This window comes from Rhizobium sp. RM, from assembly GCF_013390595.1.
Taxonomy (GTDB): Bacteria; Pseudomonadota; Alphaproteobacteria; order Rhizobiales; family Rhizobiaceae; genus Agrobacterium.
The window spans coordinates 26,558-51,854 of record NZ_JACAWV010000023.1 but is presented as its reverse complement, the minus strand read 5'-3'; the positions used below and the strand labels follow the sequence as shown (position 1 = coordinate 51,854).

23 protein-coding genes are annotated in these 25,297 nt (G+C 57.5%); 14 read left to right on the top strand and 9 right to left on the bottom strand.

Annotation, left to right across the window (positions count from 1 at the left end):
• Positions 1–129: 129 nt before the first annotated feature.
• Positions 130–1,203, top strand: a complete 1,074-nt coding sequence (locus tag HWX89_RS22935; RefSeq protein WP_138792622.1) for a 2,3-butanediol dehydrogenase — start codon at positions 130–132, stop codon at positions 1,201–1,203.
• 118 nt (positions 1,204–1,321) lie between these two features.
• Entirely contained in the window at positions 1,322–3,124 is a 1,803-nt protein-coding gene (locus HWX89_RS22930; protein WP_138792621.1) for an NAD(P)/FAD-dependent oxidoreductase, read from the top strand.
• A 33-nt stretch (positions 3,125–3,157) separates the two neighbouring features.
• Here HWX89_RS22930 and HWX89_RS22925 read toward each other — a convergent pair whose 3' ends face one another.
• Complete coding sequence (locus tag HWX89_RS22925; protein ID WP_138792620.1) at positions 3,158–4,423, bottom strand: ATP-binding protein; 1,266 nt, start codon at positions 4,421–4,423, stop codon at positions 3,158–3,160.
• Positions 4,420–5,151 (bottom strand): response regulator, encoded by a 732-nt coding sequence (locus tag HWX89_RS22920; protein WP_246705261.1) that lies wholly within the window; start codon positions 5,149–5,151, stop codon positions 4,420–4,422. The genes HWX89_RS22925 and HWX89_RS22920 overlap by 4 nt, the downstream gene beginning before the upstream one ends.
• A 201-nt stretch (positions 5,152–5,352) precedes the next feature.
• On the opposite strand from HWX89_RS22920, the gene HWX89_RS22915 reads away from it, so the two are divergent.
• The 4 genes from HWX89_RS22915 (at position 5,353) to HWX89_RS22900 (ending at position 9,572) form a co-directional block, all read left to right on the top strand.
• Complete coding sequence (locus HWX89_RS22915; protein ID WP_138792618.1) at positions 5,353–6,003, top strand: hypothetical protein; 651 nt, start codon at positions 5,353–5,355, stop codon at positions 6,001–6,003.
• A 120-nt stretch (positions 6,004–6,123) separates the two neighbouring features.
• Complete coding sequence (locus HWX89_RS22910; RefSeq protein WP_138792617.1) at positions 6,124–6,348, top strand: hypothetical protein; 225 nt, start codon at positions 6,124–6,126, stop codon at positions 6,346–6,348.
• 20 nt (positions 6,349–6,368) lie between these two features.
• The gene (locus tag HWX89_RS22905; protein ID WP_138792616.1) at positions 6,369–7,601 is read left to right on the top strand and encodes an efflux RND transporter periplasmic adaptor subunit; all 1,233 of its coding nucleotides are present in this window, start codon (positions 6,369–6,371) and stop codon (positions 7,599–7,601) included.
• 3 nt (positions 7,602–7,604) lie between these two features.
• A complete protein-coding gene (locus HWX89_RS22900) occupies positions 7,605–9,572 on the top strand; it encodes a MacB family efflux pump subunit (RefSeq protein WP_138792615.1) in 1,968 nt (655 codons plus the stop codon).
• Between the two features lie 30 nt (positions 9,573–9,602).
• Here the strand turns inward: HWX89_RS22900 and HWX89_RS22895 are convergent, their stop codons facing one another.
• Both HWX89_RS22895 and HWX89_RS22890 read right to left on the bottom strand, forming a co-directional pair.
• On the bottom strand, positions 9,603–10,556 hold the full coding sequence (locus HWX89_RS22895; RefSeq protein WP_138792614.1) for a sugar-binding transcriptional regulator: 954 nt from the start codon (positions 10,554–10,556) through the stop codon (positions 9,603–9,605).
• A 112-nt stretch (positions 10,557–10,668) separates the two neighbouring features.
• Positions 10,669–10,824: a hypothetical protein gene (locus HWX89_RS22890; RefSeq protein WP_178340905.1), complete on the bottom strand. Its 156-nt coding sequence runs from the start codon at positions 10,822–10,824 to the stop codon at positions 10,669–10,671.
• A gap of 104 nt (positions 10,825–10,928) precedes the next feature.
• On the opposite strand from HWX89_RS22890, the gene HWX89_RS22885 reads away from it, so the two are divergent.
• From HWX89_RS22885 to HWX89_RS22855, 7 genes are all read left to right on the top strand, one after another.
• Positions 10,929–12,563, top strand: a complete 1,635-nt coding sequence (locus tag HWX89_RS22885) for an ABC transporter substrate-binding protein (protein WP_138792613.1) — start codon at positions 10,929–10,931, stop codon at positions 12,561–12,563.
• 103 nt (positions 12,564–12,666) lie between these two features.
• A complete protein-coding gene (locus HWX89_RS22880; RefSeq protein WP_138792612.1) occupies positions 12,667–13,665 on the top strand; it encodes an ABC transporter ATP-binding protein in 999 nt (332 codons plus the stop codon).
• A 1-nt stretch (position 13,666) separates the two neighbouring features.
• On the top strand, positions 13,667–14,644 hold the full coding sequence (locus HWX89_RS22875; RefSeq protein WP_138792611.1) for an ABC transporter ATP-binding protein: 978 nt from the start codon (positions 13,667–13,669) through the stop codon (positions 14,642–14,644).
• A gap of 12 nt (positions 14,645–14,656) precedes the next feature.
• Positions 14,657–15,583, top strand: a complete 927-nt coding sequence (locus HWX89_RS22870; RefSeq protein WP_138792610.1) for an ABC transporter permease — start codon at positions 14,657–14,659, stop codon at positions 15,581–15,583.
• A 56-nt stretch (positions 15,584–15,639) separates the two neighbouring features.
• Positions 15,640–16,476 (top strand): ABC transporter permease, encoded by an 837-nt coding sequence (locus HWX89_RS22865; RefSeq protein WP_246705271.1) that lies wholly within the window; start codon positions 15,640–15,642, stop codon positions 16,474–16,476.
• 24 nt (positions 16,477–16,500) lie between these two features.
• Complete coding sequence (locus HWX89_RS22860) at positions 16,501–17,247, top strand: glycerophosphodiester phosphodiesterase family protein (protein ID WP_138792608.1); 747 nt, start codon at positions 16,501–16,503, stop codon at positions 17,245–17,247.
• A gap of 23 nt (positions 17,248–17,270) precedes the next feature.
• On the top strand, positions 17,271–18,185 hold the full coding sequence (locus HWX89_RS22855; RefSeq protein WP_138792607.1) for a TIM barrel protein: 915 nt from the start codon (positions 17,271–17,273) through the stop codon (positions 18,183–18,185).
• A 184-nt stretch (positions 18,186–18,369) separates the two neighbouring features.
• On the opposite strand, the gene HWX89_RS22850 is transcribed toward HWX89_RS22855, so the two are convergent.
• The 5 genes from HWX89_RS22850 to HWX89_RS22830 form a co-directional block, all read right to left on the bottom strand.
• Entirely contained in the window at positions 18,370–19,191 is an 822-nt protein-coding gene (locus HWX89_RS22850; protein ID WP_138792606.1) for a sugar phosphate isomerase/epimerase family protein, read from the bottom strand.
• Positions 19,188–20,621, bottom strand: a complete 1,434-nt coding sequence (locus tag HWX89_RS22845) for a mandelate racemase (RefSeq protein WP_138792605.1) — start codon at positions 20,619–20,621, stop codon at positions 19,188–19,190. Before HWX89_RS22845 ends, HWX89_RS22850 begins: the two co-directional genes overlap by 4 nt.
• 1 nt (position 20,622) lies before the next feature.
• Positions 20,623–21,786 carry a dihydrodipicolinate synthase family protein gene (locus HWX89_RS22840; protein ID WP_138792604.1) on the bottom strand — a complete coding sequence of 388 codons (1,164 nt, stop codon included), beginning with the start codon at positions 21,784–21,786 and terminating at the stop codon, positions 20,623–20,625.
• An 11-nt stretch (positions 21,787–21,797) separates the two neighbouring features.
• Positions 21,798–22,940: a Gfo/Idh/MocA family protein gene (locus HWX89_RS22835; protein ID WP_138792603.1), complete on the bottom strand. Its 1,143-nt coding sequence runs from the start codon at positions 22,938–22,940 to the stop codon at positions 21,798–21,800.
• A 250-nt stretch (positions 22,941–23,190) separates the two neighbouring features.
• Entirely contained in the window at positions 23,191–23,889 is a 699-nt protein-coding gene (locus tag HWX89_RS22830) for a TetR/AcrR family transcriptional regulator (RefSeq protein ID WP_138792602.1), read from the bottom strand.
• Positions 23,890–24,007: 118 nt separating this feature from the next.
• Between HWX89_RS22830 and HWX89_RS22825 the strand changes: the two genes are divergently transcribed.
• Positions 24,008–25,297 carry an ABC transporter substrate-binding protein gene (locus HWX89_RS22825; RefSeq protein ID WP_138792601.1) on the top strand — a complete coding sequence of 430 codons (1,290 nt, stop codon included), beginning with the start codon at positions 24,008–24,010 and terminating at the stop codon, positions 25,295–25,297.

The following is a 25,297-nucleotide window of genomic DNA, read 5'->3' as shown; positions in this document are numbered from 1 at the left end:
ATCCCGGTGATCCAAAAAAACTATCAATGATCCGGATTGGCCAGCGGGGAAGGGGTTTTCGGCCTCTCAGGCCTGCTGGCATGTCTCTTGCTGCCCAATTGGCATTAAAAGCAGCCAATGGGAGACAACATGCGCGCGCTCAGGTTTCATGCGGCCAAGGATCTGCGGATCGAAGATATTGCCGAGCCGGAAAAGCCGGGTCCCGGTCAGGTCGTTGTCCGCAACAGGTTCGTCGGAATATGCGGAACAGATCTTCATGAATATAGCTACGGCCCAATTTTCATTCCCAAAGAACCACATCCGTTTACCGGCGCCCATGGTCCCCAGGTCCTCGGCCACGAATTTGGTGGTGTTGTCGAGGCAGTTGGCGAGGGCGTAAGCAACGTCAAGGTGGGCGATCGCGTGTCGATCCAGCCACTCGTCATGCCCCGGTCCGGTGACTATTTCTCGGATCGCGGATTGTTTCACCTTAGCCCTGAATTGGCCCTGGTCGGTTTGAGCTGGATCGGCGGAGGGATGGCGCAAGCTGCGCTCGTCAATGACTATAACGTCCAGAAGATTCCGGATGACATGACAGATGAGGAGGCAGCCCTGGTTGAGCCAACCGCCGTTGCCGTCTACGCCTGCGATCGCGGTGGCGTCACCGCCGGCAATAGTGTGCTGGTCACTGGAGCCGGTCCGATCGGCATGCTGACCCTGCTTGCGGCGCGTGCCGCTGGTGCCGCACAGCTTTTCGTTTCAGACCTCAACGATAAACGTCTCGACTACGCACGAGAGATTTTGCCGGACGTCATTACCATCAATCCAAAGCGCGACAACGTTGGTGATGTCGTTCGTTCCCGGACCGAGGGCAATGTAGGTTGTGATGTTGCCATTGAATGCGTTGGCAACGAACACGCGTTGAAGGCTTGTGTGGACGCGGTGCGCAAGCAGGGTGTCGTCGTTCAAACCGGCCTGCATCCGCACGAAAACCCGCTCGACTGGTTCCAGGTTACTTTCCGCGATCTGGAGGTCAAAGGCTCATGGGCCTATCCCACGCATTATTGGCCCAGGGTGATCAGGCTGATTGCCTCTGGACTACTTCCGGCGAGCAAGGTCGTCACCAAACGCATCACGCTGGATACCGCCGTCAAAGAGGGGTTTGATGCCTTGCTTGATCCGGCCGGAACGCATCTCAAAATCCTGATCGATCTTTCGAAGTAAGCATCATGCTACCAGCGCCGGGAGAGGAGCCCGGCGCTTGTGGTCAAAGGTTTTGGTCGGCGCCCGCGAAACGGACGACGACTTAAGAAGTCCATCAAGCAAGCATGGAGGAGATGATATGCTTGACGTTAGCCCTGCGACAAAAATCGATGCCGTACTTTCCAAGTTGAGTGAGGCCCTGGAAAGAGGAGATGTCGAAGCCGCCGTCAACCTCTTTCAGGAGGAGTGCTACTGGCGCGATCTCGTGACGTTCACCTGGAACCTGAAAACCATGGAAGGGCGACCGCAGGTCAGGGACATGCTGCAGAGCCAGCTGTCTCGTATCAAACCTCGCAATTTCGTACAGGATACCAACGAAGCCGCAGGTGACGCTGGCGGCGTTACGGATGGCTGGTTTGAATTCGAAACGGCGACGACACGTGGTTACGGTCATATTCGTCTGAAAAACGGCCTGATCTGGACGTTGTTGACGACGATGAGCGAAATCAAGGGGCATGAAGAACCAAAGGGGCTTCGCCGTCCGATGGGGGCGGAACATGGTCATGGCAAAAACCGGACGAACTGGAAGGAAAAGCGCGAGAAGGAAACTGAAGAACTCGGTTACACGACGCAGCCCTATGTTGTGATCATTGGCGGCGGACAGGGTGGTATTGCTCTCGGCGCCCGGCTTCGCCAATTGGGTGTCCCGGCGATCATCATCGAAAAGAACGAGCGGCCGGGAGATAGCTGGCGCAAGCGATACAAATCACTCTGCCTGCATGATCCGGTCTGGTACGACCATCTCCCCTATATTCCCTTCCCGGAAAACTGGCCAGTTTTTACCCCGAAGGACAAGGTTGGCGACTGGCTGGAAATGTATACGAAGGTTATGGAGCTCAACTATTGGGGCTCAACGAGCTGCAAATCGGCTACCTACGATGACGCCGCCAGGGAATGGACGGTTGTCGTCGAGCGAAACGGCGAGGACGTCGTGCTGCGGCCGAAGCAACTGGTGCTTGCCACCGGCATGTCGGGCAAGGCTAATGTTCCAAAGATACCTGGGCAGGATCTCTTCAAGGGCGAGCAACAGCATTCGTCACAGCATCCAGGACCAGACGCATATGCCGGCAAGAAGGTTGTCGTCATCGGCTCGAACAACTCCGCCCACGATATCTGCGCAGCACTGTGGGAGGCTGGAGCCGATGTCACGATGTTGCAGAGGTCTTCAACACATATTGTCCGTTCAGATTCCCTGATGGAAATCGGGTTGGGTGATCTCTATTCGGAACGGGCGGTTGCCGCGGGCATGACGACGAGGAAAGCCGACCTGATTTTCGCTTCGCTGCCCTACCGGATCATGCATGAGTTTCAGATACCGCTTTACGATCGGATGCGTGAGAAAGACGCCGATTTTTATGCGGCACTCGAGAAAGCCGGCTTCATGCTGGATTGGGGTGCTGACGGCTCCGGTCTCTTCATGAAATATCTGAGGCGCGGGTCGGGTTATTACATCGACGTCGGTGCCTGCGATCTTGTCATCGACGGCTCAATCAAACTGAAGTCCGGTTCAGACGTATCACATCTCACGGAGGATGCGGTTGTGTTGAAAGATGGCCGCGAACTCAAGGCAGACCTCGTGGTCTACGCGACCGGCTATGGTTCCATGAATGGCTGGGCCGCCGACCTCATTTCCAAGGACGTTGCCGACAAGGTTGGAAAGTGCTGGGGGCTTGGCTCCGACACGCCAAAAGACCCGGGACCATGGGAAGGCGAGCAGCGCAATATGTGGAAGCCGACCCAGCAGGAGGCCCTCTGGTTTCACGGCGGAAATCTTCACCAGTCGCGCCATTACTCCCAATACCTGTCCCTGCAGCTCAAGGCACGTCAGGTGGGGCTCGATACCCCCGTCTACGGCTTGCAACAACGCCATCATCTGAGCTGAATTCAAGGAAGCGCCGGGGAAACCCGGCGCTTTTTATTTTGCAGACTTTGGGAAAATCACTGTTTGCGCCAGGCCCGTCTTCTTGCGGTTTGCGATCGAGATTGTCGCGCCGAAACGCTCGATAATCTCCTTGGCGATCGCCAGCCCAAGTCCTGCACCCGGGACTGATTTTCGCCTCGCAGGGTCGACGCGGAAAAATGGCTCGAACACGCGTCCGATCAGCTCCTCGGGAATGCCAGGACCTTCGTCGGTGATTATCACGACCACCTCACTATCATCCTGTGTCAGATGGATATCGGCACCCTTCCCATGGGTGACAGCGTTCAAGATGAGATTGCGCAGCGCTCTTTTCAGCGCATGCGGAGCAGCCTGGATTACGGCCGAGTTATCCGGTTTATGGAAGTCGATTGCGTCCTGGTGTCCAAGGTCACCGAGTTCGCTGGTGATTTCCTCCAGCATCTTGCCGACATCAACGTCGCGAACCGGGTCCTGACTGACCTCTTCGCGAACCAGCATGATGGCGCTATCTGCAATCGCGTCGAGTTCTTCGAGATCTGCGAGCCACTTTGCCCGTTCGGCATCATCCTCGATGAACTCTGCTCGAAGCCGCATGCGGGTCATTGGTGTTCTGAGGTCGTGTCCTGCAGCGGCAACGAGGCGCATCCGGCTCTCAACGGCTGTCTTGAGGCGTGCCGTCAACGTGTTCACGGCACGCGCCGTGGCGCGTATCTCACCGGGTCCAGTCTCTGGCAGATGTGGCAAAGATCCGTCAGGCCCGATGCTCTCCGCCGCGTTTTCCAGCAGGTCGAGCGGGCGCGTGATTTTTCGCGCGGCGAAGATCGAAACAAGAGCGCTACCCAGGACGATCAGCACGATCCACATGCCAAACGTTTTCCAGCCGCCGGGAGGAGGGCCAAGATTAGGGACCTCTGCCACCAGCCAGCCGCCTTTCTCGAGCGCGACAGCGGCAACCGGTGCCGGATGGTTCTCGACGCGGACCACCATTGCGGCCCGACCGTTCCCCTGGATCGCGAGCGCCTTGCCAAGAAATTCGGAGAGCATCCTGTCTACATGGCCTGCCGGTGGTTCGGCCTGGACTGACAGGCCTTCGTCGGGCAGCAATGCCGGCTCGCGCTCTGCGATGGTGACAGCCAATCCAAGCAGGCGCGCGATCGGATCTATCGTAGAGAGAGGTGAGGGTGGCTGCAGCGTTTGTTGCGCCGTGAATGTCGCAAGCGCCACGACAGCAATGATAGCAGCGATGAGGAGCGCTGCTATCCGGTTTCTGAGGGAATTCATCGCTGCACCGGTTGGGATTTAACGGATACGGTCATCTGGTAACCGCCGTTTCGGACAGTTTTGAAAATAGGCGGAGCATCATCCATATCCAGCTTTTTGCGCAGGCGGCTCATCAGGACGTCGATCGACCGGTCAAACGGTCCGCGGTCCCTGCCTTGCGTCAGGTCAAGGATCTGGTCGCGTGAAAGCAGACGACCGGGCCTGTCCAGAAATACTTTCAACAGATCAAACTCGGCACCTGTCAGATCGATCTTTTCGCCATTTGTGCGTATAACCGAGCGCTGTTCAGGGTCAGCAAAAAAATCGGCAAAGCTATAGACGTTTGCACCTGGCGCCGCAGGCTCCTGCGCGCCTGAACGGCGAAGCACTGCCTTGATGCGGGCTGTCAGTTCGCGTGGGTTGAAGGGTTTGCCGAGATAGTCGTCTGCGCCGATTTCAAGTCCGACGATACGGTCCACGTCCTCTTTCAGCGCTGTGAGAAGAATAACAGGTGTGCGTGTCTTGCGGCCCTGGAGGTCGCGGCAGATATCGAGGCCGGAACCGTCTGGCAGCATGACATCCAGAACGATGAGATCCGGATCAGAGCTTGAAATACGTTCTTCAAATTCGCGGCGATCCGCTGCCGCAGAGACCCTGAAGCCTTGCGAACCAAGGTATTTTGCAAGAAGCGAGCGAATTTCGAGATCGTCGTCAACAATCAATATGTGAGTGGGTGCGTTAGCCGTCATTTTATCCAACCTTTTGGCGGCACTATATCGAAACGGCAGAAATAAAAGCCGGATTTTTGCAACGAAAGCTTTCTGACGCTCGTCCGGAAACATTCGTTTACAAAAATGGCCAAACGGGCCAAGACCAGAAACATTGGGACGAAGGAGGGAAACTCTGCCCCCATAATCTCTTTCCATGCCCCACAAGGGAAGGAAAGAAAGATGAAACAGCCTCTGTTGATTACTGCCGTCGTCTCCGCCGTCATATGTGGCGCCGCCGTGGTCTTGCCTGCCGTAGCGCAGGATGTGCCTCCGCAGAATGGAACGAAAGAGCAGGCAACCCCTGTCCGTCCAGACCACCTTCCACCGCCGGCGCGGATGGACGACGTCGCCGTTCATTTTACCTTTGGGCTCGCAGCGCAGCTTTCTGCGGTGGAAGTCTATATCGGCATCACTCCGGATCAGCTCGGTCCATGGCGCTCGTATACGACCGCTTTGCAGGACGTACTTTCCCTTGGTCCCAGACCGCCGCGGCCGTTGCCTGACTTCGCAGCGGATGCGTCCGGCAGGGAGAAATTGCCTGCCGCGCAGCTCCGGACAGACGAAGTTTCTGAAGCCGGTCTGCCTGGTGAGCGGCTGGCGGGTGCAATCCTTGCCAAGGCTGAAAAGGCCAAGGCCCTGCAAGGTGCAGTCCAAACGTTGCGCACAGTCCTGACATCGGACCAACTGGCGAAGCTCGCCGGAATAGAGAGGATGATTACGCCTCCTCCTGGTCCCGCCCTGATGGGCCCCAAAGATCCGATGCAGGATCCAATGCAGGGGTCGCCCTCCAGTGATGCGGATTGGGATGATAACGACGGGCCGAGAGGCTGACTAAATCAGAAATTCCTCCTTTAAAACTGCCCCCCAGTAAAGGAGGAACCCGGCCGGAAACGGTCTAGCCGGGGGATCGCGGACTTGCGGTCCCCCGCGCGAATTCAAAAGGACATCAGGATGAAATATTTCTACGGCGCACTGGCGTCTCTCTTCGGTCTGAGCCTCGCATTGTCGGTTGCCTTTGCGAAAGACAAGCCTTCTTCGCCAACTCCGGCCAAGACACGCCAGGAGGAAAAACAGCCAGCTTCTGTCTGCACAAAGGCCAAGCAGAAGATGGCGAATGGAAAGACCGCCCAAGCCAACTGCACCAAGGCAGTTTCGAAAAGAGCGGCTACCCGATAATTATCGGACAGGAAAGACACATGAAAACGGCACGCAAGACAGGCGCGTTCATCGCTCTCGCGATCCTCGCGGCAGGCGGCTTCTGGATCTCTTCGCAATATAGCAGTGCTGCGACACCAAATGTCATGACGGCTGCGGTGACGCGAGGAGATGTTGAGCAGACTGTGCTTGCGACCGGCACCCTGAAGCCATCTCGCCTGGTTGCCGTCGGCGCCCAGGCCTCAGGCCGCATTACTGCAGTCAAGATCGCTCTTGGCGACGTCGTCAAAGCGGGCGATCTGATCGCCGAGATTGATTCCGTAACACAGCTGAACAGTCTCAGGACCGCGAAGGCGGCACTTGCAAACGTTAAGGCTCAGCGCCTTGAAAAAGAAGCAACGCTGCTTCTCAACAATCAAAGCCTTGCCCGCCAAAAAGACATGGCCTCAAAAAATACGACATCTCGCGCGGATCTGGAAAGCGCAGCCGCTGCTCTTGCTGTCACCGAAGCGCAAATCCAGGCGCTGGACGCGCAGATCGAAGAAGCGCAGGTTGCCGTCGAAACAGCACAAGCCAATCTCGACTACACAAGGATTACTGCACCGATCGCCGGTACTGTGCTTTCTATCGTCAGCCAGGAAGGCCAGACGGTTAATGCAACGCAATCTGCACCGACCATCGTTATTCTTGGCCAGCTCGACAGCATGACCGTTCGTACGGAGATATCCGAAGCCGACATCACCCGCGTTCAGCCAGATCTGCCTGTCTATTTTACCGTGCTCGGAGAACCCAACAAACGCTACGAGGCGACGCTTGCCTCGATCGAGCCTGCGCCAGAGTCTGTGCGCAGCGATTCCAGCTTCAGTTCATCCAGTTCCTCAACGTCGTCGTCTTCCTCGTCGAGTTCGACCTCTTCGTCCGAGGCGATCTATTACAATGGCGTTTTCAACGTGCCGAACCCGGATGGGAAGCTTCGGACGTACATGACTGCCGAGGTTCACATTGTCCTCGGAGATGCCAAAAACGTCCTGACCATCCCTGCTGCTGCTCTCGGTGCGCAGCTTGGAGATGGCGCCTATTCGGTTCGTGTCCTCGCCGACGATGGCAAAGTCGTCGACCGCAAGGTCGAGACCGGACTGAACAACAAGGTTACGGTCGAGGTTCGTTCCGGCCTTGCCGAACACGAGCGTGTGGTAACGGGCGAGGCGTCATCTCAGGTCACGACGACTGCAGTCGGTGGCCCAGGTGGTGGACCGCCGCCGATGGGATTCTGAGCCATGGGCGAGCCACTCATTGCGCTTAAGGCGGTCAGCCGCGAATACCCCTCCGGAGATGGCACAATCAGCGTGCTCAAGAACGTCAATCTGACGATCGAGGCCGGTGAAATGGTCGCCATCGTCGGAGCGTCCGGTTCCGGCAAGTCGACGCTGATGAATATTCTTGGCTGCCTCGACCGGCCGACCTCCGGAACCTATGCGATAGCGGGTCAGGAAACGGCCAATCTCGATGCGGATGCATTATCAGCGCTCAGGCGCGAACATCTGGGGTTCATCTTTCAGCGCTATCACCTTCTCGGCGAACTGTCGGCACTCGGCAACGTGGAGATCCCTGCGATCTATGCGGGGCAATCCCAGGCTGGACGCAAAAGCAATGCTGCGAAGCTGTTAAACCGCCTCGGTATGGGCGCGCGACTGGATCATCGCCCGGGCCAACTCTCCGGCGGGCAGCAACAGCGCGTTTCCATCGCCCGCGCCTTGATGAATGACGCCGGTATTATTCTGGCTGACGAGCCGACAGGCGCTCTCGACAGCACGAGCGGCGAGGAAGTGCTGCGCATCCTCAGCGAATTGCACGCCGAAGGGCGCACAGTTGTCATCGTGACCCACGATATGGCAATCGCCAGGCGCGCCGACCGCATCATTGAAATCAGCGATGGGGAAATCATTTCTGATCGCCCGGAGGGCGACAACGCGAAAATTAGGGTTGTCTCAGGGGCCCCAGCCGCGAAACTCGAACCTGCTTCAGAAGGTGGCCTAAGTGGGATCTGGTCATCCCTAAAGGAAGCATTCCGCATGGCGCTTCTTTCCATGCGGGCACACAAGTTGCGTACTTTCCTGACGATGCTGGGCATCATCATCGGTATCGCCTCCGTCATCGGTGTCGTTGCGCTTGGGCAAGGATCGCAACAGCGCGTGCTACAGAATATTTCAAGCCTTGGAACGAATACGCTGGAAATCTTCGCAGGCAAGGATTTCGGCGACATTCGGTCGGGAAAAATCACAACATTGGTGGTTTCCGACGCGGATGCCCTTGCAGGCCAGCCCTATGTTGCTGCGGTGACACCTACCGTATCGACATCAAGCACAGTCCGCTTCGGGGCGAAGGAAGCAAACGCGCTCGTCAACGGCGTCAGTGACCAGTATTTTGCTGCCAAGGGCACGAAACTGTCGGAGGGCCGCTTTTTTGACGCGGCGAGTGTCCGCGAAAAGGCGCAGGACGTCGTGATTGACGAAAATACCCGTAAGTCGCTCTTTGCCGACTTCAACGGTAGCCCTGTCGGGCAGGTCATTCTGATCGGCAAGGTTCCAGCCCGCATTGTTGGTGTGACCCAGGCGCAGCAGGGCGGCTTCGGTTCGAGCCAGAACCTGTCGCTCTATCTCCCATACACCGCCGTCCAGTCCCGCTTTCTCGGCAGTCTTTCATTGCGCAGTATCACGGTACAGGTGAGCGACGATATAGAGGCGTCATTGGCGGAACAAGCGGTGACGTCCCTTTTGACACAACGCCACGGCACCAAGGATTTCTATATTCTCAACACTGACGACATCAGGGAAACGATCACCAGCACCACGCGGACCATGACGATCCTCGTTGCTGCCATCGCGGTGATTTCTCTTCTCGTCGGCGGCATCGGTGTCATGAACATCATGCTCGTGTCAGTGTCAGAGCGTGTCTCCGAGATCGGCGTCAGGATGGCGGTCGGGGCACGGCGCAGCGATATTCTAAGGCAATTCCTGATCGAGGCTGTACTCGTGTGCATCATCGGGGGGGGGCTCGGCATTCTCGGCGGCCTTGGGTTCGGCGCAGCCTTCAGCCTCTTCAGTAGTAATTTTGCTCTTGTTTACTCGGGGACCTCGATCGTCGCGGCTTTTGTTTGCTCAACCCTGATTGGCGTCGTCTTCGGTTACCTGCCGGCTCGCAACGCATCACGTCTCGATCCGGTCGCGGCACTGTCGTCTGGCTGATTAACAGCGAATTTGAGAGCGTACATTCGCTCATGCGGGAGGCGGAGCGGGATTTTCAAGAAGCCACCTTGCGCTCTCGGTGTCTGTGACGAGAACCGTTGCCAGGCCTGCTGACAAGGCTGCCCGCAACGAGTTGTATTTGTGAACGCCCCCAGAGGTAATGATCCGGCACGGTATCTGCCTGTACTCCTCAAGATCGAGCGCAATCACCCGCTCATTCATGCCGTGGTCCACGGGATTGCCGCGCCCATCAAGATAATGCCCGATGATATCTCCCACCGCGCCGGCTGCCCGCAACTCTTCGATGACCTGTTTTGAAGGCAGGCCATAGCGCACCTGGAGTGATTCCTTCGTCAGGTCCCCAACGCTGAGGCACGATGCCTCGACATTCGCGGCTTCCTGCAAAAGATCGCGGAAGGCGGGTTGCGCCATGATGATGTCGCGAGAGCCTGCACTGTCGACATAAATCGGGGCGGCGAGATAATGGCATTCCGCACCGAGAACCTTGGCAAAGCGCCGTACGATTTCGAAGGTGTTGATTTCTGAACCTCTTGTCAGCCCACCCATCATTGATCGAACCTTAATGTCGGGCGCGTTGACTGGCGTCATGTGCTCGACGGTTTCGCGCAACGTCGTGCCCCAACCGACACCCAGCGAGGCCGGTTTGCGAACCTGGATAAGCCTATCGAGAAAGGCTGCCGTTGCTCGACCGATGACTGTCTGCAGTTGGCCGGGGTCTGCAGGTGTCATGACAACCGCAGCTTCTTCGAGCCCGAAAACCGAACAAAGCTTCGATTCGAGCTCGACACTCTCGGCAAGTGGGGATGCAAAGCTGATACGCACAATACCCTGATCCAGGGCCATCGCCAGCAACTCGTTGACGCGCCTGCGGGTGAGGTTCATTCGCTCCGCGATATGCGCCTGCGTCAATCCTTCGACGTGATAGAGCCACGCCGCCTTCACCATCATATCCCGGTTATCCAAACCATCCCCCGTATCAATTGTCACATGTGCGTAACATTTGTAACTTAATCATTGGCCGCAGAGGGAGGCGTGGTCAAGCCCATCCGGTTCGCAAGAGCCCACGCTTCCCGAATCAATGATCCAGCATAGTGCGGCCCTCCGAAACGGCGACCACATGAACCTCGTAACTTTCGATTGTGACAGTGTTCTCAAGGTCCGTAATTTTTTCGGTTGGCCAACTGTTCACACCTGAAATCTGCCCTTCGCGGTAACCGCGCGGGGCCGTCATCAAAACTTCACCGGGCCGTAAAAAGCCCTTCATCAAAACGGTGCAGAGACGGGTTTTCCGTTTCGGCCCATCGTCGTCTGTCATCTCTCGAAGGAGAAATCACGATGCTTTCCATCAATCGTCGCCACGCGCTTGGATTGATGGGCGCTGCCGCAGGCACGCTCATCTTGCCACGCATGTCATTCAGCCAGGGTCAGCGGCCGTCGGTAACGATCGCTGTGCAGAAGATCACCAACAACAACACACTCGATGTCTGGTACGAACAGTCGAACGTCGGTGAGCGGGTCTTTTACCCGAACCTTTGGGAAGGCCTGATCCTGCGCGACTGGATGGGCAATCAGGGACCTGTTGCCGGACTGGCGACGGAATGGAAGCGCATCGATGACAAGACCCTCGAACTGAAGCTTCGCCAGGGCGTCAAGTTCCACAATGGCGACGAATTGACGGCTGAAGACGTGGTGTTCTCCTTTTCCAAGGAGCGGGTGTTCGGTAACACTGAGCCGAAGGGCGGCAAGACGATCTTCGAGGCCGACAACAAACCTGCGACCGTCAAGGAATTGCCGGCCGTTGTGCCTGGTGCAGCACGGCGTCTTTGGCCGGCGCTGGCAGGTGTTGAAGCCGTCGATAAATATACCGTGCGTTTTCACAACGCCACGCCGGACGTCACATTGGAAGGACGTCTCTACTCCGGTGGCAGCCAGATCGCCAACCGTCGCGCCTGGGATGAGGCTGCGTCCTATGCGGAGTGGGCGCGCAAGCCAGTCACCACAGGCCCTTACATGGTCGGCGAATACAAGCCCGACGTTTCGCTGACGCTCGTTGCTTTCGATGAATATTGGGGCGGCCGTCCGCCACTTCAGGAAATCCGTTTCGTCGAGGTTCCGGAAGTTGCGTCGCGCGTGAACGGCCTGCTCTCAGGCGAGTATGATTTCGCCTGCGATCTGCCGCCTGACCAGATCGCCACCGTTGCGGCAGCGCCAGGCCTTGAAGTACAGAATTCCGTTATCTGGAACCATCGTATTTCGGTCTTCAACACCCAGAACCCGATCCTTGCAAATCCGCTCGTGCGTCGCGCAATGACCCATTCGATCGACCGTCAGGCTATCGTCGAGGCGCTCTGGGGTGGCCAGACGGTTATCCCGGCCGGTCTCCAGTTCGATTCCTACAGCGCGACGAAGATGTTCGTCGATGGCTGGGCCGCTCCGGAGTTCAATCCGGAACTGGCGCAGAAGCTCCTTAAGGAAGCCGGTTACAAAGGCGACCCGATCCCATATCGCCTGCTCAACAACTACTACACCAACCAGACTGCCAATGCGCAGATCATGGTCGAGATGTGGAAACAGGTCGGCCTCAACGTCGAGATCGAAATGAAGGAAAACTGGGCTCAGATTCACGATCCGCAGGGCGTCAAGGGCGTGCGTGACTGGTCAGCCGGAAACTCCATCAACGATCCGATCACGCCGATGGTCACGCAGTTCGGTCCGAACGGTGAAGTGCAGCAGAAGAAGGACTGGTCAAACGAGGAGGTTAACAAGCTCTCCGTCGTTATGGAAACCTCGACCGATCACGATCAGCGCAAGAAGGCCTTCGCGCGCATGCTCGAAATCTGCGAGCGCGAAGATCCCGTCTATCAGGTTCTGCACCAGAACGCCGTCTTCACCGGCATGAAGAAGTCGCTCAAGTGGAAGGCCGCGCCCGCCTTCGCAATGGACTTCCGCTCCAACAACTGGTCGACCTGATCGATCAAAAATTGCGCCGGCCGCCCGATAAGAGCGGCCGGCATTTCTATTGCCGTTTCTAAAGACGGTTTGAACATTCCTAACAATAGGAAAGGTGAGCGCGATGACGTCCAATCTTGTGGAGTTGCGTAACCTCAAGGTTTCCTTCGATGGCGTTCAGGTGTTGCATGGCATCGATCTCGATGTGAAACGCGGCGAGGCGATTGGTCTCGTCGGTGAATCAGGCTGTGGCAAGTCCGTCACCTGGCTTGCAGCTCTTGGTCTTTTGCCCGGTAAGGCGAGCGTTACCGGTTCGGTGAGCGTCGAAGGTCGCGAGCTTGTTGGACAACCGCGCGCCGCACTTGAGGCCGTACGTGGCGGTAAGATCGCCATGATTTTCCAGGATCCGTCTTCGTCGCTCAATCCTGTCATTCGCATCGGGCGCCAGATCACCGAGGCGCTGTCTCTTCATCGCGGCTTGAGGGGCGAAGCGCTCAAAGCTGAAGCGTTGCGTTTGCTGGATATGGTCGGAATTCCCGATGCACGTCGTCGTATCGACCTTTTTCCGCATGAATTCTCCGGCGGCCAGTGTCAGCGTCTGATGATCGCCATGGCGCTAGCCGGCGAACCTGATCTCCTGATTGCCGATGAGCCGACGACTGCGCTCGATGCAACCATTCAGGCGCAGATCCTCGACCTTCTTATTGAACTTCGCCGCGAAACCGGCATGGCGACGGTGTTCATCAGCCACGACCTTGGCGCCGTTGCGCAGGTCTGTGAGCGTGCACTCGTGATGTATGCGGGTCGCGTCGTTGAACAGGGCGAAATTTCCGCCTTGTTTGCCAACCCACGCCATCCCTACACCCGTGGTCTTTTCGATGCACTTCCCAGCCTCGATGGTGAACGCAAGCGCCTTGTTCCCATTCCCGGAACCGTCCCCGATCCACGGCACCTGCCGGAAGGGTGCGCGTTTTCGCCCCGCTGTTCGAATGTCGTCGATGCCTGTCGAACACAAAGGCCGGAAATATCGGCGGCGTCCGATGGCCGCAGAATTGCCTGCCTTCGGCCGCTCGGTTCAACGCCAAAAATGAGCCGGAGCCCGGTCCTTGAAGGAGCGTTCTGACATGGCAAATCTGATTGAAGCACGGGATCTGGTCAGAACCTATCAGGTGCGGCGTGGCGTCTTTGGAAAACAGACACCCGTGCGGGCAGTCGACGGCGTGTCGCTCTCGGTTCGTCCCGGTGAAACACTCGGGATTGTCGGTGAAAGCGGATCTGGAAAATCGACACTCGGTCGGATGTTGCTTGGAATTGACGCGCCACAGGGGGGAAACGTCTCTTTTGAGGGACAGTCGATGCCAGCTTTCGGCACGCCGCAATGGCGCAAGCTGCGTGCAAAAATGCAGCTCGTCTACCAGGACCCGCTTTCGGCCCTCGACCGGCGCCTGACGATCGCTGCGCAGATCGGCGAGCCTCTGGAGATCCATTCTCTTGTTCCGAAAGAGCACGTTGCTTCACGCGTTAGCGAGCTTATGAGTGCGGTCGGTCTGCGTGCCGATCAGGCAGGGCGCTATCCCCATGAACTTTCAGGAGGCCAGCGCCAGCGAGCCGTCATCGCCCGTGCACTGGCGTCGCGTCCCAGGCTTCTTGTTTGTGATGAACCAGTTTCAGCGCTCGATGTCTCCATCCAGGCACAGGTCGTCAACATGTTGCGCGATCTACAGGAACATCACGATATCGCGATGGTCTTCATCAGCCACGATCTCAAGGTCGTTCGCAATATCGCTGACCGTGTCGCCGTGATGTATCTCGGCCGTATTGTCGAAGAAGCATCCTCCGACGTGATTTTCCGGACACCCCAGCATCCTTATACCAAAGCGCTGGTGTCGAGTGTTCCGGTTCCCGGCAGACCGCTCGAAGGGCGTGTGATCCTGCAAGGCGAACCGCCAAATCCGGCGAGCAGGCCAACGGGCTGTGCGTTCCATCCCCGTTGTCCGATGGCAACTGCGCAGTGCCGCAATACGGTGCCGGAGCTTCGCGCGATCGCGCCGGGACGCACGGCTGCATGTCATCTGGTGCCGGCACTTGCCGTTGCTGCCTGAGGAATAGAGACGATGATACGTTATGTTCTTATCCGCCTGTTGCGCGCATTTGTGACCATACTTGCCGTGCTGACATTCGCTTTCATTGTGTTGCGCATGTCCGGCGATCCAGCGCAGGTTATGCTCGGGCCCGATGTGCCCGAGGAATCCTTGCGGGCTTTTCGCGCCGCGTGGGGGCTCGATCAGCCGCTCTGGGTGCAATACCTCGCTTACATGAAATCGATCTTTACCGGTGATTTCGGTGTGTCGATGCGCGACAAGGCATCCGCCATTCACCTCGTCGTCGAACGCATTCCGGCAACCCTGCAACTGACAATACCAGCGCTGCTTCTGAAACTGGTCATCGGTATTCCGGCTGGCGTCTATGCCGCCCTGCATCGTCAGAGCGTAATCGACCGCGGCGTGATCTTTGGCGCCATTCTCGGTTTCACAATCCCGTCTTTTGTCATGGGACTGTTGCTGGTGCTGATCTTCTCAATCACGCTTGGTCTTCTTCCATCGGGCGGACAGGACACCTGGCAGCACGGTATCCTGCCGACTTTGACCATGAGCATTGGTGGTATCGGTATTCTTGCCCGGTTCTCCCGCTCAGCAATGATTGAAGTCATGAGCCAGCCATTCATCCGGACGGCCTCCGCAAAAGGGTTGAAGTGGAATGATGTGGTCTGGACCCATGCGCTGCCGAATGCGGCCGTACCGATTGTCACCATTGTCGGCTTTATGGTCGGCTCCCTGATTGCAGGTGCCGTGGTGGTGGAATCCATCTTTTCCTGGCCAGGCATCGGCAGGCTTCTGGTCGTGTCGGTCACCAACCGCGATCTGGCGGTCGTGCAATGCATCCTGCTTGTCATTGCCGCTGCAATGGTCATCTCCAACCTCGTCGTCGACCTGCTTTATGGCTGGCTCGATCCCCGGCTTCGCAGCCAGTCCGGCCATTGAGGAGTGTGATCATGACGGTTGCAGACACTTCACTTCCCACCAAATCCGAAAACCATATGCTCGTGCGGATCGGAAAAGGCCTTCGTAAACTGCCGTTCTCCGTTGGCTTCGGTTTCTTCTGGCTTGGCCTCATGGTTCTGGTGGCGATTTTTGCCGATCAGCTTCGTCCTTATGGGATTACGGCCATGGACCTTCGGGCCCGTCTTGCCATGCCGGGCACGTTTCCGCATTTGCTTGGCACAGACGAGCTTGGACGGGATGTCCTTTCGCGCCTGATCCAGTCGATCCGTGTCTCTTTGGTGATTGCATTCGGCGCAACGATCATATCCGCAGTTTTCGGAACGACGCTCGGTTTCCTGGCGGCCAAGTTCCGCGGAACGGTGGAGCACTTCGTGCTCGTGCTGGCCGATTTTCAGGCAGCCTTGCCGTTTCTCATCATGTCGCTTGCGGTACTCGCCTTCTTTGGATCGTCCATGCCTCTCCTGATTTGCCTGATGGGATTTTACGGTTGGGAGAGATACGCCCGTATTGCGCGTGGTCTGGCGATTTCTGCCAGTGCACAAGGTTACGCCGCAGCCGTCGTGCAGCTTGGAGCAACGCCGTCGCGCGTCTACCTCAAGCATATCCTGCCCAACGTCGCTTCGACCCTGATCGTATCCATGACACTGACGTTTCCCGAAATCATCCTCATGGAAAGCGGCCTGTCGTTCCTTGGCCTTGGCGTTCAGCCGCCGGAGACAAGCCTCGGCAACATGGTCGGCTTTGGCCGTGAATATCTCACCCGCGCGCCATGGATCATGCTGGCTCCCGCCTTTGTCATCATGGTCACGACGCTTTCGATTTCGCTTGTGGGCGACTGGTTGCGCGACAAACTCGACCCAACACTTCGCTGACCTCAACCTGATCAGGATATGCCCATGACAAAAATCACCGGCCACCGTGGCGCCCGCAATCTCTGGCCCGAAAATGGCCTGACCGGCTTCAGAAACGTTCTTTCACTTGACGTCGACGCGATCGAGTTTGATGTCCATTTGACCGATGCAGGCGAGTTGATCGTGATCCATGATGCGACCCTGGACCGGACAACCGAAGGGCAGGGAGCTGTCCGCCTGCTTTCTCCAGAAGATCGCATTGCCACCCGCCTCAAGGATAGTCAGGACGTTGTTCCAACATTATCGGAGGTGCTCGAGGTTCTCGCGCCTTCAGGAAAAGATCTGCATGTCGAGATCAAGGTGGATGAAGTGGGAAAACCCTATCCAGGGATTGCCGCAAAAGTCGCTGCAGAGATTGAGAGGTTCAAAGTTGGCGGTCGTTGCCACCTGACCTCCTTCGACACATCGATCCTGGAAGACTGCCGTCTTGAAGCCCCGGGTATCGCCCGGCTTGTTTCCGTCAACCGTGACTGGGCTCAAAGACAGGGTGGCCTTTCGAGCTTTATCGACACAGTTGAGAGCCTCGTCGATATCGTTGCAATACACCATGAGCTCATGGACGAGGAATGGTCGAACATCACAGCGAAACTGCCGCTGTCGCGTCTCTGCGTCTGGACGCTGAACGACGAGGGTCTGATCCGCGACTGGCTGCAACGCGGCATCGGTCACTTGACCAGCGACAGTCCGGATCTCGCACTCTGTTTGCGCGCCACGCTTACCGAAACAGCATAGTCCTACACCTGGAGAAAACGAAGATGAGCAATCTAATTGGCACCGGCTTCAACGCTGGTTCGGACGACGGTGAACTGGCAACACTTGAAAGCGATCTGAGGGCGCTTGCAGATATCGGCTGCGACACCGTTGAGATCGGCGTGACAAGTCTCGATATCGTGGCGGGCGGCCGTATCATCGAAGAGCGCGCCGAGCGCTTCGTCAAACTCGTCAAGCAGTTCGACTTCCGATACACGGTACACGGCCTTGTCTCTTCCAATTTCATGGATCCTGTGACCTGCCGTTATCAGCTCGATGCAGCAAAAGCGCTCGCAGTGCTTTGTGAACGCATCGGAGCCGGCATTCTCGTCCAGCATGGGGGTGCACTGCGTCCTGACCAGATTGCCGAGCGTGCCGATGCCGACAAACGTGAGCGTGACGCGCTCGTCGAGCTGGCCGAGTTTTCCAAAGAACATGGTGTTCGTGTTGCGCTGGAAAACATCTTCTCGACGCAGCCCGGTCAATATCGTCAAACGCCTGCAGAGGTCGCAGAGACCGTTCGGACCATCAATCATCCGAACCTTGTCGCGCTCATCGACTTCAGCCACGCCTACATCGAGTCCACTTATCGCGGGCTGGATTTCCGTGACCAGCTTCGCGCCATGGCGCCCGTGGCCGGTCACTTGCATGTCCATGATTCATTCGGGCGTCCGCAGGGGTTTTATACGGCCTATCATCCGCAGGAAAACACAGCGCTCGGGATCGGCGATCTGCATATGCCGCTTGGCTGGGGCGATATCGACTGGGACGATATCTTTTCGGAGCTGACCTTCCTGCCGCAAACCGTACTGATGATGGAGATCGGGCGGCGTTACCGTTCCGAGCAGCCGCAAAGCCTCGAGCGAGCCAATCGTTTGATTGCGCTCAATAGCGGCAAGGCTGCAATAGCCGCTGAATAAAACTCTCGATCGTATCCCTCCGGCCTCGTCACAATGCAGACGGGCCGGAGGCAATGCGATTTTGGGGGCGGTGACGTAACCGCAATGCAGCCGTCATTGGCATGTGTTGGGCGCGTGAACGTGTGCGATGTGTAGTGTCAGCGTTGTTTGATCCTCTCGGGCTTTTAGCTCTCCCGGACCAAAATCAACACACGGTTTTGAAACGCTCGACACAGGTTGAAAGGACCTCGTCCATGGGCCGTGCCTGCCAGCGATGCGAGAAGATCTCGACCTCCTGTGGTCCAAAGAACCCGGCCGCCTCGATCATGGTACGAAACGCCTTCAGATTAATGACGCCGTCGCCCATCATGCCGCGGTCATTAAGGGGATCGGTCGTTGGCACCAGCCAGTCGCAGATGTGATGCGCAAGGATCTGTCCGTTGCGCCCGGCGCGCGCTACCTGAGCCTCAAGCTCGGGATCCCACCAGACATGGTAGACATCGATGGCAACCCCTGTTCCGGCGCCAAGTCTGTCGCAAAGATCCAGCGATTGTTTGAGCGTGTTGAAACAGGCCCGCTCTGCTGCGTAAAATGGGTGGAGCGGTTCAATCGCAAGCGGGACACCTGCCGCTCGAGCATAAGGCAAAAGCTCGGTCATCCCGTCTTCCACCATTTGCCGTGCCCCCTTGATGTCGCGTGAGCCGGCAGGCAAACCGCCAACAACGAGGACCAGGCAGTCGGCCTTCATGGCGGCAGCCTCGTCTACTGCGCGTTTGTTGTCATCGATCGCCTTGCGACGCCCTTCCGCATCCGGTGCCGGAAAAAAGCCGCCGCGGCAATGACCGCTCAGGCGCAGTCCGTTTTCTGCAACGATGCGGGCTGCTTCAGAAAGACCGACGCCATGAACATGTTCACGCCACGGAGAGATGGCCGTAATCCCGTGCGCAAGGCAAGCGTCCACGATGGCACCGAATGAACCGCCCTGGCGGACGGTAGCGAAATTGATCGAAAGACCTTCCAGGCTCATGCGGCATCCTCCCGTTTTTCCTGAAGTGTTTTGAACGTGGCAAGAGCCGCAGCATCGTTGATGCCGAGGCCGGGTGCCCGCAGCGTAGTCTCGAGCGAAATTTCTCCGTTGCGGATCTGAAGCCTCGGGCGGCCCTTTTCTTCGCGATAGAGGTCGCTGTGCGCTGACACCCATATCCGGCCTTCTTCAGGTGAGGCACCCTGCATGCCGTCCACGTAATGATGGCCATTGCGTTCGATATGCGTCAGACCGATGATCGATGCGAGCGCGAGATCCTGCTGGAGCGCGATGCCGGCCTGGGTTGTCAGGTCTTCTGCCGACATGAAGAAGCCGCCATCCTTTTCCTCGTTCCAGGCATCGACCCGCATTCTGTTCAGGATGGAGCGATAGATACCCTTGCAGGACTTGGACGAAACACCGCGATAACCCTGCTTTTTCGCCTCGAGAAATGCGTCTTTGGTACCGTCGGACTCGTCGATTTCGACTGATATTCGACGTGCAACTCTGCTGACGGGCACGGAAAGAGCGCTCGCACGGGCAAAGGGCTGCTCCACGAATAACAGAGACTGGCGTAGACGCGTGAGCGACGGCGATGCCTCAATGCGATCGATGAGGTCGATCAAGGCATCTTCATTCTCAAACTGCTCATTGCCGTCGAGGGTTGCCTGATAATCGGGGAGCGTGTCGAGGACAGACGCAATGGCCGATAGCCGCTCCACGTCGTCCTGTGGCCTGCCGGAGACCTTCAGCTTGAAGTATCGTGGCCCATAGGCCCGGATTTCGTCTTCAAGGCACTCAGGCAAACCGTCATTTCTCGGTGGTGTTTTGACTTCGCCCCGTGTCAGAGCGTCGATGTAGCCCACCGTGTGACGCAACATGATCGTTGGTTTTGGCGACAGGTCGCGGAGAAAGAAACCGACATCGAAGCCGTCAAGATCAGGCGTAGTGCTGGTATCGATGCCGGGCAGGTTCTGGCGCACCGCGTCGGCAACCGGTAGGGCGGTCAGACGGCAGAGCCCGTCCAGGATCGCACGGTCGACCAGGGCGAGCCCGAAAGATGCGATGAGGCCGTTCAAGCCCTCTTCTGCAGCGTTCTGGTGCTGTTGTGGTTCCAACTCGGCATGAATGGAAAATGCGCTTGCGGCCTTTGCCGCAAGCGCAAGTGAAACCGCAATTTCGAGTGAGCGCCGTAACTGACGCTCATTGTCGGTGTTGCTCAGAGCCGGGTTCTTGTCGAACCACTTCGGTACCATCAACTCGGCGGCGTAGCCGTTCGCTGTCCGACCGGTGTGGTCTTCAACGGTTAGGCGCAGAAAGATCTGCCGTGCCTCGGTGACGGTCGCAGCCCCGAAACGAAACGGCATACGCATTGTCACACCGCGTTCGAGAACTTCGGCGTCGACAGCTCTTAAGATGTAGGGAGCGGCCATTTCAATGGATACCCCTCACGGCGAGAAACGCCTTCATGCGGTGGGTGGCTTCATCCGGGTCCGAGAGGACATTCGCCTTGTCAGCCAGCCGGAAGAGTTCGGCGAAATGTTGCGTGGAACGGGTGCTTTCCTGCCCTCCGACCATGGTGAAGTGATCCTGCAGGCCATTGAGGTAGGCCAGGAAGACGACGCCCGTCTTGTAAAAACGCGTCGGCGCCTTGAAGATGTGCCGCGAAAGCGCGACCGTCGGTTCGAGAATGTCGAAGAACTCGTTATCTGCCCCGCGCTTCAGGCTCGCAAGCGCCTTTGAGGCCGCCGGTGCAATCGCGTCAAATATGCCAAGCAGTGCATCCGAATGGCCCTGGTCATCGCCCGCGATCAGTTCGGCATAATTGAAGTCGTCACCCGTATACATCCGCACACCTTCCGGCAGGCGGCGGCGCATGACGATTTCCTTCTCCTTCGACAAAAGCGAAATCTTGATCCCATCGATCTTGCTGGCATTGCCTTCGATCATCGCTAGGCAAGTATCCATGGCCGTCATGTGGTCGGCCGAGCCCCAGTATCCCTCAAGGGCTGGATCGAACATTTCACCGAGCCAATGGATCACGACCTTGTCGTCAGACTTCGCTAGTACGCGCGAATACGTTTCCAGATAGTCGTCCGGTGAGCGGGCGGCGGCGGCAAGAGCGCGGCTTGCCATAAGGATAACGCGACCGCCTTGTCCTTGAACGAAATCAAGCTGTTCCAGATAAGCGTCAACAATCTGGTTGAGGCTGTAATCCGTGCCGCTGAGATGGTCGGTTCCGACGCCGCAGGCGATCAGCGCATCTTTTCTGGTCGCGGCTTCCTTAAGCGCTCGGGAAATCAGCTCCTGAGCCTGCGGCCACGCCAGGCCCATGCCACGCTGTGCTGTATCCATTGCTTCTGCAACGCCAAGCCCAAGGTCCCAGAGCCGGTGACGAAAACGCAAGGTGGCATCCCAATCGATGGCGGGCGTCAGCCATGGGTCATTGTCGGCGAAGGGGTCCGCCACCACGTGAGCGGCGGCGAAGGCGACACGATTGAAATCGGCTGCATCCCGCTTCTCAAGAGCAATGGGAGTGCCGGAGAGTTTGTATAGACCGATCGTACGATCTTCGTTGGGAAGCTGGAGTTCGCTCATGTTCGATCTCCTCAGACGATTTCCGGAACGTCGAGCCAGCGACGCTCCTTCCACGACCTGATCCCGAGTTCGGCAAGCTGCACGCCCTTCACGCCTTCCATCAGGCCATAAGGCCAGGGTTCGTTGTCGACGATGTGGCGAATGAACATTCCCCACTGCGCCTTGAAGCCGTTGTCGTAGACGACGTTGTCAGGAACCTCCTGCCAGGTCTTGTAGAAATCGATTGTCTGTGGCTGGTCTGGGTTCCAGACGGGCTTCGGCGTGTTTGTACGATGTTGCGTCCAGCATTTCGTCAAGCCCGCCACTGCCGAACCGTGGGTGCCGTCGACCTGGAAGGTCACGAGATCGTCACGGCGCACGCGCACTGCCCAGGATGAGTTGATATGGGCAATCACGCCGCCTTCCAGCTCGAATGTGGCATAGGCCGCATCATCTGCGTCTGCCGCATAAGGACGGCCTTGCTCATCGAAGCGCTGGGGAATGTGGGTTGCGCCAAGGCAACTGACCGACTGAACCTTTCCGAAGAGATTGTCGAGCACGTAGCGCCAATGGCACAGCATGTCGAGAATGATACCGCCGCCATCCTTCAGGCGATAATTCCAGGAGGGGCGTTGCGCTGGCTGCCAGTCACCCTCGAAAACCCAGTAGCCGAATTCTCCGCGCACCGAGAGGATCTTCCCGAAGAAGCCGCTATCGCGCAGCATGGCGAGCTTGCGAAGTCCCGGCAGAAACAGCTTGTCCTGGACAACGCCATGCTTGATCCCGGCACTCTCTGCCAGTTTTGCGATGGCGATCGCTTCCTCCATCGTGTCGGAGATTGGCTTTTCGCAATAGACGTTCTTGCCGGCCTTGATGGCCTTTTCCAGAAGGCTACCGCGCATTTGTGTGGTTCCGGCATCGAAGAACAGCGTATCCTCCGGATTGGCAAGTGCTGCGTCGATATCTGTTGTCCAGCGGGCAACGTTATGCCGCTTGGCGATTTCCTCTATCTTTTCTGCGTTTCGACCAACGAGAATCGGGTCGAGCATGACCTTTTCGCCGCTCTTCAGTGTCACGCCACCCTGGTCACGAATGGCCAGTACTGAGCGCACGAGATGCTGATTGTAGCCCATGCGGCCGGTGATCCCGTGCATGATGACGCCGATACGTTTCATGAATTGTCCTCCCAAGACAGCTCGCCTACCGCTGGCTGCGGTTTTTCCCAAAACGGATATTTGTAACCATTTGGTTATTTGTGATCGCGATGGGGGCGATCTGTCAAGGCGCATTTACGCGCAAAAATGAAAAAAGGCGGAGCCGTTTCCAGCACCGCCAACTAAACGTTATGGGAGAAATCCTGATGTCCTTCGCAACCGCACACGCTCTCTTCCCCTTGGCCTGAAAGGGGAATTTGCTGCGCAACGATCAAGTTGGACGCAGTGCAGCAAGCACGGTGTCGACGATATGTTGACCCCATCTTTCGAGCTCAGCCGGGGCGCCGAGGTCACGCTGAAAGATCGTGGAGAGCGTGAAGCGGTTGGACAGATAGAAGAAACCGAGTGACGCTATGGTCAGATAGACATCGACTGGATCGAGCCCCGTGCGGAATTCGCCGGTCTCCCTGCCACGGCGAAGCACGTCCTCCAGTTCGGAGATAAAGTTCGAGTGCATCTCGGCAATTGCCTGAGATTGCCTGAGATAGCGCGCTCTGTTGAGGTTTTCTGTGGCGAGGATACTCAGGAATTCCGGGTGATCGAGATAATAGTGCCATGTGAAAAGCGCCAGTTCCCGCAGGCCTTCGCTCGGCGCCTTGCGTGTCAGATCGAGGCGTCGCTCAGCATGGCGGATGTGGCGGTAAGCGTCTTCCAGAACAGCGAGATAGAGTGCGTCCTTGTCACCGAAATAGTGATAGATCATTCGCTTGTTGGTTCCGGCGCGGCGAGCCACGACATCGATTCGCGCGCCAGCCAGACCCTTCGCTGCGACCTCGCGACGGGCTGCCTCGAGAATGGCTGCCCGGGTTCGCTCCGGGTTTCTGGTCTGCGTGACGGCACGTTTGCGCTTTGCCGCAGGCGTTTCTTCCGATGCCGGTTCGTTCGGGATGGTTTTCTCTGTTTTTTCCACTTCAGCACCCGCTTGACAATGCTAACGATCGGTGTTCCCATGTAACCAATTAGTTATAAAACGGCAAGTGTCGTTTGCTCTCATCATTAATTTGGCAGTCAATAGGGAGGAGTTGCCAATGTCCGTGATGCTTCAGAGGCGTACTGTGCTTTCGGCCGGGCTTGCGGCCCTTTCACTCGCAACATTGGGGGGAGGTTCCGCGTCAGCGCAGGCCGCCCGCCTGCGTATGTTGTGGTGGGGATCGCAGGAACGCGCCGATCGTACCAACAAGGCAATCGCCGCCTACAAGCAGGTCAAGCCCGATCTCGAAATCGCTGGCGAGTTTGCCGGATGGAGCGATTATTGGCCGCGCCTGGCAACACAGGTTGCAGGCCGAAACGCGCCCGATCTTATCCAGATGGACTATCGCTACATCTTCGAATACGCCCGGCGCGGTGCGCTGGCGCCACTTGACGACCATATCGGCAAGGGCCTGAAGATCGACGACTTCGGCAAGATGAACATCGATTCCGGTCGGGTCGACGGCAAACTCTACGGCGTCAATCTTGGCGTAAACTCAAGTGCCGTCTTCTTCGACAAGGTTGCCTGGGAAAAATCGGGCATTACCCCGCCGACGATCGGTCAGACATGGGAAGAGTTTGCCGAAAACGGTGCAAAATTCGCCGAGAAGAAGCCGAAACCCAATTATTATGCGACCGCAGATGCCAGTGGTGTCGAGCCGAGCTTTGAAAACTGGCTGCGGCAGGGAGGCAAGGCTCTCTACACCGAAGACGGTGGTATAGGCTTCGATACAGCGGATGCGACGAAGTGGTTCACCATGTGGGCGGATCTTCGCAAGAGCAAGGCTTGTGTTCCAGCCGATATCCAGGCGCTCGATCAGCTCAACATTGAAACCAATGCGCTGACGACCGGCAAGGCTGCCACAGCGTTCGCCCACTCCAACCAGTTCGTTGGATACCAGGCACTCAACAAGTCGAAGCTTGCCATGACATCATATCCGAAGGTTTCGAAAGATGCGCCGTCGGGTCACTATCTGAAGCCGTCGATGCTCATCAGTGTTGCCAATGGTAGCGCTGGCATCGAACAGGCAATCGGTTTCATCAATTTCCTCGTCGCCGAACCCGAGGGCATCGATATCCTTGGGGTCGAGCGTGGCGTTCCAGCCTCCGAATCCATGCGCAACCAGCTGACAGCGAAACTCGATGACGTCAGCAAGAGCATGGTTGAGTACATCGCAGAAATTACCCCTGGCGTCGGCAACCTGCCGCCAGCTCCTCCTCCAGGCGCAGGGGAATTTGCCTTCGTCCTGAAACGGACGGCTGAAGAAGTCGGTTTCGGCAAGATTTCGCCGGAGCAGGGTGGCGACAAGCTCGTCAAGGAATCCGAAACCGTTATCAAACGGAAGTGA